General features: G+C 50.9%; 13 protein-coding genes. 6 read left to right on the top strand and 7 right to left on the bottom strand.

Going from position 1 to position 13,055, the window contains the following annotated elements; all coding sequences use genetic code 11:
• The 6 genes from Q7V48_08690 to Q7V48_08665 form a co-directional block, all read right to left on the bottom strand.
• Positions 1–522, bottom strand: a 522-nt coding sequence (locus Q7V48_08690) for an OmpA family protein (protein MDO9210812.1), incomplete at its 3' end; no start/stop codon positions are given.
• 68 nt (positions 523–590) lie between these two features.
• On the bottom strand, positions 591–1,949 hold the full coding sequence (gene tolB / locus Q7V48_08685) for a Tol-Pal system beta propeller repeat protein TolB (protein ID MDO9210811.1): 1,359 nt from the start codon (positions 1,947–1,949) through the stop codon (positions 591–593).
• Positions 1,950–1,957: 8 nt separating this feature from the next.
• Positions 1,958–2,800, bottom strand: coding sequence for a cell envelope integrity protein TolA (locus Q7V48_08680; GenBank protein MDO9210810.1), 843 nt, complete (start codon positions 2,798–2,800; stop codon positions 1,958–1,960).
• Positions 2,797–3,210 (bottom strand): protein TolR, encoded by a 414-nt coding sequence (tolR, locus tag Q7V48_08675; GenBank protein MDO9210809.1) that lies wholly within the window; start codon positions 3,208–3,210, stop codon positions 2,797–2,799. Before tolR ends, Q7V48_08680 begins: the two co-directional genes overlap by 4 nt.
• A 208-nt stretch (positions 3,211–3,418) precedes the next feature.
• Positions 3,419–4,138 carry a protein TolQ gene (tolQ, locus tag Q7V48_08670; GenBank protein ID MDO9210808.1) on the bottom strand — a complete coding sequence of 240 codons (720 nt, stop codon included), beginning with the start codon at positions 4,136–4,138 and terminating at the stop codon, positions 3,419–3,421.
• 167 nt (positions 4,139–4,305) lie between these two features.
• A complete protein-coding gene (locus Q7V48_08665) occupies positions 4,306–4,545 on the bottom strand; it encodes a MoaD/ThiS family protein (protein MDO9210807.1) in 240 nt (79 codons plus the stop codon).
• Between the two features lie 213 nt (positions 4,546–4,758).
• Here Q7V48_08665 and Q7V48_08660 point away from each other — a divergent pair, with 213 nt between their 5' ends.
• From Q7V48_08660 to Q7V48_08645, 4 genes are all read left to right on the top strand, one after another.
• On the top strand, positions 4,759–6,780 hold the full coding sequence (locus Q7V48_08660; GenBank protein ID MDO9210806.1) for a cache domain-containing protein: 2,022 nt from the start codon (positions 4,759–4,761) through the stop codon (positions 6,778–6,780).
• 106 nt (positions 6,781–6,886) lie between these two features.
• Positions 6,887–8,296, top strand: coding sequence for a sigma-54 dependent transcriptional regulator (locus Q7V48_08655; protein ID MDO9210805.1), 1,410 nt, complete (start codon positions 6,887–6,889; stop codon positions 8,294–8,296).
• A 266-nt stretch (positions 8,297–8,562) separates the two neighbouring features.
• Positions 8,563–9,510, top strand: a complete 948-nt coding sequence (locus Q7V48_08650) for an NAD(P)H-dependent oxidoreductase subunit E (protein MDO9210804.1) — start codon at positions 8,563–8,565, stop codon at positions 9,508–9,510.
• Between the two features lie 64 nt (positions 9,511–9,574).
• Entirely contained in the window at positions 9,575–11,014 is a 1,440-nt protein-coding gene (locus Q7V48_08645) for an NADH-ubiquinone oxidoreductase-F iron-sulfur binding region domain-containing protein (GenBank protein ID MDO9210803.1), read from the top strand.
• A 125-nt stretch (positions 11,015–11,139) separates the two neighbouring features.
• On the opposite strand, the gene Q7V48_08640 is transcribed toward Q7V48_08645, so the two are convergent.
• On the bottom strand, positions 11,140–11,748 hold the full coding sequence (locus Q7V48_08640; GenBank protein ID MDO9210802.1) for an L-threonylcarbamoyladenylate synthase: 609 nt from the start codon (positions 11,746–11,748) through the stop codon (positions 11,140–11,142).
• Positions 11,749–11,946: 198 nt separating this feature from the next.
• On the opposite strand from Q7V48_08640, the gene Q7V48_08635 reads away from it, so the two are divergent.
• Both Q7V48_08635 and vorB read left to right on the top strand, forming a co-directional pair.
• Positions 11,947–12,150: a ferredoxin family protein gene (locus tag Q7V48_08635; GenBank protein MDO9210801.1), complete on the top strand. Its 204-nt coding sequence runs from the start codon at positions 11,947–11,949 to the stop codon at positions 12,148–12,150.
• A gap of 9 nt (positions 12,151–12,159) precedes the next feature.
• The coding region (vorB, locus tag Q7V48_08630) for a 3-methyl-2-oxobutanoate dehydrogenase subunit VorB (GenBank protein ID MDO9210800.1) at positions 12,160–13,055 on the top strand (896 nt) is incomplete at its 3' end.

The raw sequence follows: 13,055 nt of genomic DNA, 5'->3' as shown, positions 1-13,055 counted from the left end.
GATGGTAGACATCCTTGCCGAGGCTATCCCCATCCCTTCCAAGTATTTTTGGGCGCTGTTGGCCCGCCGCTCACCCAGGGCCAGGTTGTATTCGGCTGTTCCGATGTCACAGGTATGCCCTTCGACCTGAATTTTCTCGGTGGGACTTTTGGACATCCATGCGGCGAGTTTCTCTAAGTTTTCTTTCGATTTCGTGGCGAGGGTGTAATCATCGAAAGCAAACTGAAGGCGCAGGCTCACCAGATCAATGGGTTCAGGCGCTGGCGCAGGGGGAGCAGCTTCGGGCTTAGGCTCTTCCTTGGGGGGCGGCGCTGCTTCCACCTTAGGCTCTTCTTTGGGGGGTGGCGGTGGGGGCGGTGGGGGTGGGGGCGGTTCTGGTTTGGGCATTTCTTTGGCTTCGACAACTGGCTTCGCTGCCGCTTCCTCCTTGACCACCTGCTTCTTCGCACATCCGGTCGCGATGAAAGCAAGGGCGACAATGGAGATCAAAACGACCAACCAGACTGAAGATTTTCTCAACATTCCTTCCTCCTCCTTTTCTTGAAATATTTTAGGAAAACAAAAATCGCCGATTTAATTTTTTCTTTTCCTCATTCATTAAATCGGGGTGACCAATTAGGATATGTATCACCTCCTTTCTGAAATGTCAACCTTTTTATTCGGGTTCCCTCGGCATCAATTAAAAAAATATGCGGGCCTCCATCCCGGGTGGAACTAAAGACCAGATTCCGCCCATCGGGTGACCAGGAAGGCATTTCGCAGCGGCCCAAGTTGGCGGTTAAGATGCGGAAATCGGACCCGTCCGGCCGGATGGTGCAAATGTTATAATTTCCCCCTACGGAGGCATCAAAAGCAATGCGGTCTCCGCGGGGGGACCAGGCAGGATGGGTGTTGTAATTTCCCTCGAAAGTCAAACGTTGAACATCCCTGCCCTGGGCATTCATAATGTAAATCTGCGGGTTCCCACCGCGGTTGGAGACGAAAGCAATCTTTTTGCCGTCGGGAGACCAAGTCGGAGAAACATCAATGGCGGGGTGATCGGTCAAGCGCAACAATCCCGAGCCATCTTGGTTGATGATGTATATGTCTGGGTTACCGTCTTTGCTCAAGGTAAGCGCGAGACGCTGGCCATCCGGAGACCAAGCCGGGGAGATATTCAACCCAGGGTAGTAAGAAATCCTGCGTTCTTCTCCGTTGCGCAAATTCTTAATATAGATATCCGGGTTGCCTGCTTTGTAGGAGGTAAAGGCAATCTTCGTCCCATCCGGGGCAAAGCGCGGGGAAAGGCAGATGGATTGATGCCGAGTGATCTGGCTCGAGTTGCGGCCGTCAAAATCCATTAGATAGATCTCTTTATTCCCCGTAGAGTTAGAAACAAAAACGATCTTGGTCTGGAAAAATCCATGCTCTCCCGTGAGGGCAAAGACGATCTCATCCGCGAAACGATGAACCATGCGTGATAGATCGGTAATTTCTCCAATGTACCTCTTGCCAATGATCAACTCCTTCTTTAACACGTCGTAAAGACGCGCCTCCAGAGTGAGCGAACGGTCCTTGTAAGTGACCTCCCCCCTAACCAATGCTTCGGCGCCGGTGTTGGCCCAACTCCGAAAGTCGATGACCTCCGCATGCGCTCCCATCAGCCCCTGGCCGGTCCCGGGGGAGGGTTCACCCAGGGGAGGTTTGATAACGGCCTCCCCGGAGGTCTTGGGATCGATGAGGGCGAAGAACCCGGAAAGGCTTAAATCGCCATTCAGAATGTCCGTGGCTCGTTCCCCAAGTTTCATATCCTCGTTAGGGCTCAACGGTGATTTGAAAGGAGCAATGGCAATGGGGAACTTGCGGAAAGAGGGAGAGCGAATGTCGATATAGACTTTGGCCCATAATAACTCGCTGGAGATACCGACCAGAAGAAAAGCAAGGAGGAAAAGGGAAAAACTTTTTTTCATGTTAAACCTCAAAGATCGGAAGGCGCAAAACGAACCCCGACATCAAATTTGTCTCCTTCCATTCCCGAAGGTAATGGAGGAAGGGGATTCGCCTTTTTGATGGCGCGCAGGGCAGATTCATCCAGGTAAGGGTTCCCGGATTTTTTCTCGAACTGGATATCTTCAATCTGACCGTCCTTGGCGATGCGGATGGTGATGATGGTCTCCAGATTCTTTTTGCCGCCGAGGACTCCCTCGGGAAGGACCCAGACACTGCGGATGCGCTGCCAGATTAAATTATAGTAAATTTTAAATTTGATGGACATAATCCCGGAAGATGCTCCTCCCGTTCCCGCCTCGCCCGTTTCTACGGCTCCTGAACTTCCAATGGTCACGCGCTTGCGGATGCCCTCGATGGCTGAACTCACTTGGCGGGCCTCCTTTTCGTCGCGAATACGCTCGATGGCTGAATCGATGCTTTTACTCTCTCGGCGTTGGCGGATACGTTCGATGGCATCAGCAACCTTCTTTTCCGCCTCCTCCTTCTCCGTGGGAGAAAGAGAGATGGGTTTGGCTTGATCTTTAACTTTAGGCTTCTCCACGACTGGTGATGGTGGCGGAGGAACCGAGGGAAGAGTTTCCGCAGAGCGATTGGGCGCGGATTCCCTCACCGGGCCTAAACTTGGCGGGATATTGACCAAGCGGACGGAATATACGGGAGAGTAAAAAGTCCTTGTGGAGGCCAGATTGGGAAGGTAAAACATGGCCGAGATCATCATTATATGCAGGGCCATAGAAAGGAAGACCATCTTCCCGATCCTGGGACTTTTTGAATAGCTACGAAGGACATCGATGCTCGGGGAAGTTTTCATCTCCGCTCTTCTAAGGGCTCTGTGACCATGCCTAACTTTTCGATACCGGCATTCTTAATCTCAGCCATCGTCTGAACCACAAACCCGTAGGGGACGCTGCGGTCTGCCCGCAGAAGCACTTCCTTATTAAGCTTAGCGGCCGTTGACCGCTCTAACCGCCGACGGAGCAATAGAGGATCCACTTTTTCCTGATTGATAAAAACTTCTCGCTTGGAGTTGATGGTGATTACGATTCGCTCCTCCTGGTCTTCTATGGGCCGGGAAGTCGTTTGCGGCAGGTCCACATCGACGCCTTGCTGCATCATCGGGGCCGTAACCATAAAAATAATCAGCAAGACCAACATTACATCCACCAGGGGAGTAACATTAATATCGCTCATCGCACGGTTTTCGCTTCTCGGTCCCTGCATAAAACTATCCTATCGAAAAAATGATTTCTATGGGGCTCCTGCGGAGAATCACCCCCATTGAGATTGCTCCGTCATCCCGCGTTTTGCGGGACACTCCGCCATGGCAAAAAATAAAAACGGATGTTTCCGGCGAAGGAAGTCTCGTACCGCACGAGGTCAGGCCGAAGCATGGTTCTGGGTTTAAGATTTTTATAGGGGCCTCCCGTATCTACGATTTTAAAAAATGCCGTTTAATGATGTTCAGCAACTCTGCGGAAAAATTTTCCATCTCGGCGCTCAGGACCTTGATGCGGTTAATGTAATAATTATAGGCCACCACAGCCGGAATGGCAGCGGCTAACCCCGCCGCTGTGGCAATAAGAGCCTCCGAGATCCCGGGGGCGACCACGGCTAAGGTGGCCGAACCCCGCATGCCAATTCCCCGAAAGGCATCCATGATACCCCAAACCGTACCGAAAAGGCCGATGAAGGGAGTTGTAGAGCCGGTTGTGGCCAAGAATCCCAAAGCCCTTTCCAGCTTGGTCAGTTCCGTGGTCGATGCTTGGCGCATGGCCCGGCTAATATTATCCTCCCCGCTGAACTCGATATTCAAAGCGGTTCCCTCACTATCTTTGCGGTGACTTTCCGGGTTGGAGGATGCCTGGCTGAGCTTGGTCAGCTCTACATATCCGGCGCGAAAAACCTCGGCAGTAGGGCTGTAGCGAAGCTTTTTCGAATCCGCAAAAATAGTAGAAAGTTGCTTGCCCTCCCAAAAAATGCGCAAAAACTGTCTCGATTCTTTGTCTGCCCGCCGGATGAGACGCAACTTGGAAAAAATGATGGCCCAGGAAAGAATGGAAAAAAAGAGCAGGATCAAAAGGACAATTTTAACCACCGGCCCCGAGTAAAGAACCAAATCCACCACACTTCCCCGAAACCCGCTTCCCATGCCCGCCGGGAAGAGCTGCCCCCAACTAAGGAGAGTAATCGTAGCCACTCATCCCCCCTTTTCTGACGAAAAATTGATTCTTTCCCAATATATATAAAATTAAACGGTCCGTCAACCCTGTTTGATTCCCCCGTTTGATTCCACCGCAAAAAAAAGCGGGGGTTTGCTCATCCGCCAGCTACCGGAGGGAAAACACTGAGCACATCCCCAGGCTGTAAAACATCCTCGGCCTTCTTGTGAATCCCATTCACCAGGAGGATCATCGGTATGGACGTTGGGATTTTTAATCTCTCCAAGACCTGGTTGATGGTCGTCCCCTCATCAAGATCCAGCCAACAGGCATATTTATCACTTCCTGGCGGCAGGTATTCTCGAAAATTCGCAAAGAGCTTCACTTCCACTTTCATTTTTAGGGTGGTGCTCCTTTCGGGCTTCTTCCTCAATTAATTATCACCATTTTGAAAAAAGTCAATTTGTTTTCTCGCCTTTGAGACGGGGACGCCCCTTCCCCTCAGGCCACAATAAAAGGATGCAAGGCGGCCTTGTTTCATTGACTTATCTTCTCTTGACGTTTATAATTGACACCAAATTCCAATGATTTCTGCCAAATAGCAAAAATAATGAATCTTCTTGGGTTTCTTACCAAAATCCCTTTTCTAAATCGCCTTTCTTTGCGCACCAAACTTGTCTCCAGCTTTCTCTTCGTGGTCATTGCCGGAGGTCTCCTCTCCTCTTTGATCGGCACGAAACTCGTCGCTGATACCATTATCCTTCAGGCCCATAACAAGGTCAAATATGATCTCAGCACCGCCTGGTTGGTCTATAACCAATCCCTCAACCGCATCCGAGATGTCGTGCAACTCACCGCTTCCGGACGCACCATCCCTGACTATCTGGAATCCGGACGAATTAAAAAATTGGAGGAATTCTTAGTCAAACGCCGCAAAGAATTCGGCTTGGATGTGCTCACCCTAACTGACACCAAAGGAAAAGTCATTTTAAGAACTCATCATCCTTTCCACCTGGGCGATGATCAGTCGTCCGATCCGATGGTTCAGAAGGCCTTACAAAGGAAAGCAGTTGCCTCCACCGCCATCGTCCCTCAGGAGGAGTTACAACGAGAGGGAAGTGATCTGGCGGAACGGGCTTTTATCCTTTTTGTGCCCACTCCCAAAGCCTCATTAACCCCCGAGGACCGGGAAACCTCTGGGATGATGCTCAAGGCCGCTGTACCGGTCCTGAATGATTCCGGTCATATTCTGGGGGTTCTTTACGGGGGAACCCTTCTCAACCGTAACTATCAGATCGTGGACAAGGTGCGGGATCTTCTTTACGGTGAGGGGAGCTACAGGGGGAAAGAGATGGGCACAGCCACGATTTTCCAAGGGGGCTTACGCATCTCTACCAACGTGGGCAATGAGAAGGGAGAGCGGGCCGTCGGCACAAGAGTCTCTGAAGAGGTCTATGATGCCGTGGTCCAAAAAGGACAACTCTGGGTAGACCGGGCCTTTGTAGTCAAGGACTGGTACATCACGGCTTATGAACCGATCCGGGATATCGCGGGCAAGATCGTGGGCATCCTTTATGTAGGCATGCTGGAAGCTCCGTATATCGACCTCAGCAATAAGGTGGTTTACAGCTTTTTTGGTATTGGGGTTCTGGGCGTACTGCTTGTTCTTCTGCTCTCCTTTTTTATTACCACAGGGATTATCCGACCCATGCGGGAAATGGTCTGGGCGACCCGCAAAATTGCTGAAGGTAATTTGTCTATCGAGCTCCCCATTTCTTCCCGAGATGAAATTGGACAGCTGGCCGAATCCTTCAATCACATGCTCGTTCGCCTCAAGCAGGCCCGTCAAGAATTGGAGGATTATGGAAAAACTCTGGAAGAAAAAGTGGAACGCCGCAGCCAGCAGTTGAAAAAGATTCAGGCCCAACTCATGCAATCGGAGAAACTGGCTTCGCTCGGACGACTGGCATCCGGTGTCGCCCACGAGATCAATAGTCCTCTTACGGGTATCCTCACTTTTGCCCACCTGCTGATGCGGAAACTGAAAGACAACCCTGAACTCAAAAAGGAATTAGAACTCATTGTCCGGGAAACAACCCGTGTCTCCACCATTGTTCGTGGCCTTTTGGATTTTGCCCGGGAGAGCAAGCCGCAGAAAAGACCCTGCAACATCAATGAACTCATTCTTCATATCCTTTCTCTGGTCGAACGGCAATCGGTCTTCCAAAACATCCGTATTATGAAAAATTTGAACGAACAAATCCCCATGATCCTTCTGGATGCCAACCAAATCCAGCAGGTCTTTATGAACATTCTTTTGAATGCAGCTGATGCCATGCCGGCCGGAGGCTCATTGAACATTGCGACCACCCTTGCTCCTGGGGAGTCTTTCATTCAGGTAAAATTTACGGACACGGGATGTGGCATCCCCGAGAAGAATCTCGATAGGATTTTTGACCCTTTTTTCACCACCAAAGCCGACAAAAAAGGAACGGGACTCGGCTTGGCGGTGAGCTATGGAATCATCGACCGCCATCGGGGCCAGATTGAGGTCCAGAGCGAAGAGGGCAAAGGGACGACCTTTACGATTAAGTTACCCCTGCAGGCCTCGGAGGAAGTGCCTCCGGTATAACTACCAGTTTCGAGTTGCGAGTTGCGGGTTTCAAGTTAAAAACAAAACCAGAGCTGTGGAACCTGAACTTTAAACGCGAAACCTGAAACCCGAAACTTTTAAAGGTATGCCCACAGCAAAAATCTTGGTTGTAGATGACGAAGAGATCGTCTGCCTCAGTTGCCAGCGGGTCCTGACCGAGGAAGGGTACGAGGTGCACACCCGCCTCGGCGGCCAAGAGGGCCTGCAGCTGCTTGCCGAAGAGCCTTGTGACCTGGCCATCGTCGATTTAAAGATGCCGGGCATGGATGGTCTGGAACTCCTCCAGGCCATCAAACGTGACCATCCCCATATGCCGGTGATCATGATCACGGGGTTTTCCACTGTGGAATCGGCCGTGGAAGCCATGAAAGCCGGAGCTTACGACTATCTACCCAAACCCTTCACTCCTGACCAGGTAGCGATGGTCGTCAAAAAGGCCCTGGATAACCGGAGCATGATGCTGGAGAATCTTTACCTGCGGGGCGAACTCCAATCCAAGTACCGCTTTGAAAACACCGTGGGCAACAGCCCGAAGATGCAGGACCTTTACCGTCTGGTCGCCAAAGTTGCTCCCACGAACAGCACGGTGCTCATTACCGGCGAGAGCGGAACGGGGAAAGAACTCATCGCCCGGGCTGTCCATTACAACAGCCTAAGGAAGGAGCGCCAATTTATCCCGGTCGATTGTGCCGTGCTTTCGGAAAACCTTCTGGAAAGCGAACTCTTTGGCCACGTCAAGGGCTCATTTACAGGAGCCATCGTTACCAAACCCGGCCTTTTCGAAGTCGCCGACGGCGGCTCTCTCTTTTTGGACGAGATCGGCAACATCAGCTTAGCCATGCAAAGCAAGTTGCTGCGCGTCATTCAGGAGAGGGAATTTACCCCCGTCGGCGGAACCAAATTGAAAAAAGTGGACATCCGACTGATCGCCGCTACCAACAAGGATTTAGGGGAAAAAATCAAAGAAGGGACTTTCCGCGAGGACCTTTTTTACCGTTTGAACATCGTCCCCATCCACCTGCCCCCTTTGCGGGAACGGCAGGAAGACATCCCTCTCCTGGCCCACCATTTTCTCACCAAATACTGTAGGGAAATGGACAAAAGCCCTAAAAGAATTTCTCCCACTGCCATGGAAATGCTTATCCGTTATTCCTGGCCGGGAAATGTTCGGGAGCTCGAAAATATTGTAGAACGGGTCGTTATCATGACCGATGAAGAAGAAATTCAGCCCAGGCATTTCCCCTTTTCCCTGCCAGAAGAAAGCCACGAGGAAATTTCCTTCAGCGTTCCCAAGACCAGTGATGAGCTCAGGGAGCTAAAAAGGCACCTGAGGGATAAGGCAGTCGAAGAGGCTGAAAAACTTTTCGTACTGGGGGCCCTTACTCGGAATGATTGGAACATAACTCGCTCTGCCAAAGATGTGGGTATGCTCCGGCAAAACTTCCAAGCTCTCATGCGTAAACATAACATCCGCATCGAAGACCGCGAAAGTTGATTCCATCCGCCCTGCATAAAAATAAAATACACTGCATGATTTTTTAAATTATTGAAATTATAAGTAAATTTTATATTATGCATAGTTTTTTTGTGCATCGCCCGTATTTTTTAGTCCCTGCCATCTTATCTAACTACTAAAAATTAATAAACAAAAACAAATTGTTAAAGATTAATCTGAGAAATCTCCACAATTGGCATATAAATTGATAGCTTGAAGGGCAAGGTTTCTTGGTTTTTTTAATTTCTCCGCTGGAGGAGAAGGGGATGGAAGAAAAAATAATTTTAATCGCGAGTGAGGATGAACCGTTCGGAGAATATCTTTACCATCAGTTATCCGACCCCGGTTGGGGCATTTCCCGGTCCAGGGTGGTCAGCGACCTACTCAGGAAGGTTAGAAGTGGAAAGGTGGATGTTCTTCTTTTAGACAGCAACCTGGAAGGGATTCCCTGTTATGATTTAATTGCTCTTCTTAAAAAGACAAATTCCCGCTTGCCCATCATTGCCCTCGCTGAAGATTCATCCCTGGAAATGTCCAAACGGGTTCGCCATGAAGGAATCTTCTTTTTAGCCATGAAACCCATCGATGCGGCAGAAATTCGCACGGCCGTTGGGGATGCGATTAAAATGCTAAATCAACAAGAACAGAGGAGGAATAACAAAATGGCCAAAGTGATCGAGCTGCGACCAGCAGCAGACCTTGACTTCTCCAAGGTCCAAGAAATTTGTAAAGCGCACGAAGGAAAAAGAGGAGATCTACTCATCGTGTTACAAAAAATTCAGGGTGTCTTTGGATACGTTCCCAAGTCGACCCTCGAACCTGTGGCTCAGTTTCTGGGGGTAACTTCGAGCGAAATATTCGGGGTTCTTACTTTTTACAACCGGTTCCATCTCTCTCCCCGCGGAAAGCATACGGTCCGGGCCTGTCGGGGAACGGCTTGCCATTTCAGCGGGGCTCCGTCCATCATCGATTCCATAAAAGGGCAACTCCGCATCCAGCCGGGGAAAGAAACAACGGATGATTCCCTCTTCAGCCTGGAGCAGGTGGCCTGCCTGGGTGCCTGTGGCATCGCTCCGGTTATGACCATCGATGAGGAGACTTTCGGGCATTTAACACCCGGCTCAGCCCTGCAAACGATTGCCCGTTATCAAGCAGCCGAAAAAGTTGCCGAGGCAGCTCCCGGAGAGGCAGTGGAAGAGAAAAAAGCAGCTTAACAACGATTACGTTTTCAGCCGGAAAGCCGGTCCCCTGGCCTCCGGCACGAATAAGGAGGACGCTATGGCCAAGATAGAAAAAATCGGAGGATACGCAACGGATTGTTACCTCCACGAGGGTCCGGCAATTCGCTTGATGGAAGCCAACCAATATCAGGAATTCCTCTCCCGGCAGCGCCGAGAGGTAATGAAGAACTGCGGGACGGTCAACCCGGAGGACATCGATGCCTATGTCCAGAATGGCGGGTTCAAAGCCCTGGAAATGGCGGTTACGGCCATGACCCCAGAGAAAGTAGTGGAACAAATGAAAAGGGCTGAATTACGGGACCGCAGTGCCGAGGGCCGCTTCACCGGGCAAAACTGGGAAGCTTATCGGCAAGTCCAGCATCTCCCCCACTACGTGGTCTCCACCCGCATGGGCGGGTTCTCCGAAGCCTGGATGGAAAGGACCTTGCTGGAAGGAAACCCTTTTGCGCTCATTGAAGGGATGGCCATTACCGCTTACGCCCTGGGCGGCGTCGGCAAGGGGATCATTTACATCCCTGCAGCTTATAAGCCACTCGCCTTTCGACGGATGAGTCGGGCGATTCATGCTGCTCAAGCCCGGCGCTACCTCGGCCATAATATCTTGGCCAAGCCCTTCAACTTTGACATCGAGATCCGTGAGACCATGAGCGAAGATCAACTCCCCAAGGAACATAATCCTTTTATTTGCGGCGAGTGTGCCCGCTCCCTTTTCGATCTCGAAGAGACGGCAAAATATGAAAACTTCAAGAACGTCGAGGTTTGGCCCAAGCCTTTCTATGTGAACAATGTCGAGACCCACCTGAACATTCCCCTCATTCTAAACAAAGGAGCAGACTCGTTTGCTTCTCTCGGGACGAAAAATGCCACGGGCACAAAAATTTTCGCCTTGACCGGCAAGACCCGTCATCCCTGCTTGGTCGAAGCCCCCATTGGCTCAACCCTTGCCGAACTTTTAAAGATGGCGGATGGAGAAACCAGTGGCTTACAGGGAGAGCTCAAAGCCTTTCAGATGAGTGGTCCCAGCGGGGGCATCTTTCCGGCAAGATTTCAAAACACCCCCATTGATTTTGATTCCCTTGCCAACATTGGTTGGAAGATCGGCTCAGGGTATGTGGTCTTGATGGACGAAAAAGTATGTATCGTGGAAATGGTTCGCTACTCCTTGAATCAATTAGTCTCCGAATCGTGTGATCATTGTCACCCTTGCGGTAAAGCCTTCAAGAACCTCCTGGCGATCTTCAACCGGTTAACCAAAGGATGGGGAGAAACTGGGGATCTGGAGACCCTTGAGATCATCGCCAATCGCATTCAGTCTCAGGCCCGCTGCCAATTCGGAAGAACGGCGGTAGTTCCCGTCCTTACCAGCTTGCGTTACTTCCGCGGAGAATACGAAAGCCACCTGAAGCAGCACTGCCCGTCCAATTCCTGTAAAGACCTGAGCAAAGATTCCGAGCGACCGCTCAAATTGGCCGCCTGAAGCAATGGTAGGGGCGACCGGCCGGTTGCCCCTACAAAGGGACGTATACCAAGATTTATGATACCCCGGAAATTCCTTTTCCCAAAATCGCTTCCGATGATGCTCACACTCCGGACCAATAGGGCTTAGAGAAAGGAACTTACATCTCCCTTTCCCTCGCGCAAGACCTTGGGCATGTCCTCCGTCAAATCGATAACGCTGGAAGGCTCAGATACCAATACCCCGCCGTCGATAACCAAGTCAAGCCCATGCCCCAGTTTTTTTTCAATCTCCGCCGGATCATAAAAAACCTCTCCGGCAGCCAGCATGGCGCTGGTGCTGATGACCGGATGCCCAAGCTCCTTGACGATAGCCAGGCATATAGGGTTGTTGGGAACTCGAATCCCGGCCGTCATCCGTCGGGTGAGCATAATCTTGGGAACCAGCTTGGTCCCTTCGAGGACGAAAGTATAGGGACCGGGCAAGAGGCGCTTCATCGTCTTGTAGGCATAGTTGGAAACCTTGGCATATAGGCTGATAGACTTCAGGTCGGCGCAAATGAAGCTAAAAGGTCGATTCTTTTCGCTCCGCTTGATTTGGTAGATGCGCTCGATGCCCTTCTTATTGTACAGGGAACAACCCAATCCATAAACCGTATCGGTGGGGTAAGCAATGACCCCCCCTTCCTTCAATACTTCCACCACCCGCCGGATCAGCCTTGGTTGGGGGTTTTGGGAATTGATTCTCATCAGCATAATTTACCCGCCTTTAGGGCTTCTCGCTTAAGGGTTTATATTCTTATCTCCGTTCTTTGGCCCAAAGGGATATTGGAAATTAAACACTAATTTTCTCCAAAAGACAAGGGTTGAATCTAGATTCTTCTTGCTCAAAATTTGCCATCCATGTTAAATTTATTTTTTAAGACCTTTCATAAAGTTGAGGTTGAATTGGCCATGGGTAAAATTATCATCAACCGCGAGCGATGCAAAGCTTGCGCCCTCTGCACGTTAGCCTGCCCTAAGCAACTCATCATTTTCAGCAAAGAAGTCAACCTTCAGGGTTTTTACCCCGCCGAACCCCGCCTGGATAACGAATGTACTGGCTGTGCGCTTTGCGCCGAGTCCTGCCCGGACGTAGCCATTGAGGTCTGGAGGTAGGAACGCCAAGTGGAAAAACGATTGTTCATCAAAGGTAATGAAGCCTTGGCCCGCGGGGCCATTAAAGCCGGCTGCCGTTATTATTTCGGCTATCCCATCACGCCGCAAAATGAAATTCCCGAATACTTTTCCAAGCACTTGGCGAAGGTAGAAGGCTGTTTCATCCAGGCTGAGAGTGAGGTAGCTTCCATTAATATGCTTTTGGGGGCTTCCGCGGCAGGGGCCCGGGCCATGACTTCTTCCTCCAGCCCGGGCATATCCCTCATGCAAGAGGGGATCTCTTACCTGGCTGGGAGCGAGCTCCCGGCAGTAATCGTCAACATCACCCGCAGCGGTCCTGGCCTGGGGGGAATTTCTGCCTCGCAGGGAGATTATTTCCAAGCCACCCGGGGAGGAGGGCACGGGGACTATCGCACCATCGTCCTTGCTCCCCACTCGGTTCAAGAAATGCACGACTTGACTCTCTTAGCCTTCGACCTGGCGGACAAGTATTGCAACCCCGTAGTCATTCTCGGGGATGCCGTATTGGGGCAGATGCAGGAAACTATGGTCGAAAGGATATATCATCCCTGGGAACTTCCGCCAAAGGATTGGACTCTCACCGGAGCTTCGGGAAGGAAACCCAATCTTATTAAATCTCTCTACCTGAAAGAAGGAGAGATGGAGCGACATAACTGGAAACTCTTCGAAAAATACCAGCGGATGAAAAAAGAAGAAGTCCGGTACGAGGTCTCTCTGGGGGAGGATGCCGACTTGATCATCACAGCCTTTGGCACTGCTGCCCGCGTATCCAAAACCGCTATCCGTTTGGCCCGAGCCGAGGGGTTCAAAGTCGGTCTCTTCCGGCCGATCACCCTTTTCCCCTTCCCCGAGGAAGCTCTGCAGCGCCTTTCCCAGCGGGTGAA

The organism is Deltaproteobacteria bacterium (genome assembly GCA_030654105.1).
Classification (GTDB): Bacteria; Desulfobacterota; SM23-61; order SM23-61; family SM23-61; genus JAHJQK01.
Note: the sequence above shows the minus strand (reverse complement) of the source record. Positions and strands in the feature narration are given on the sequence as shown.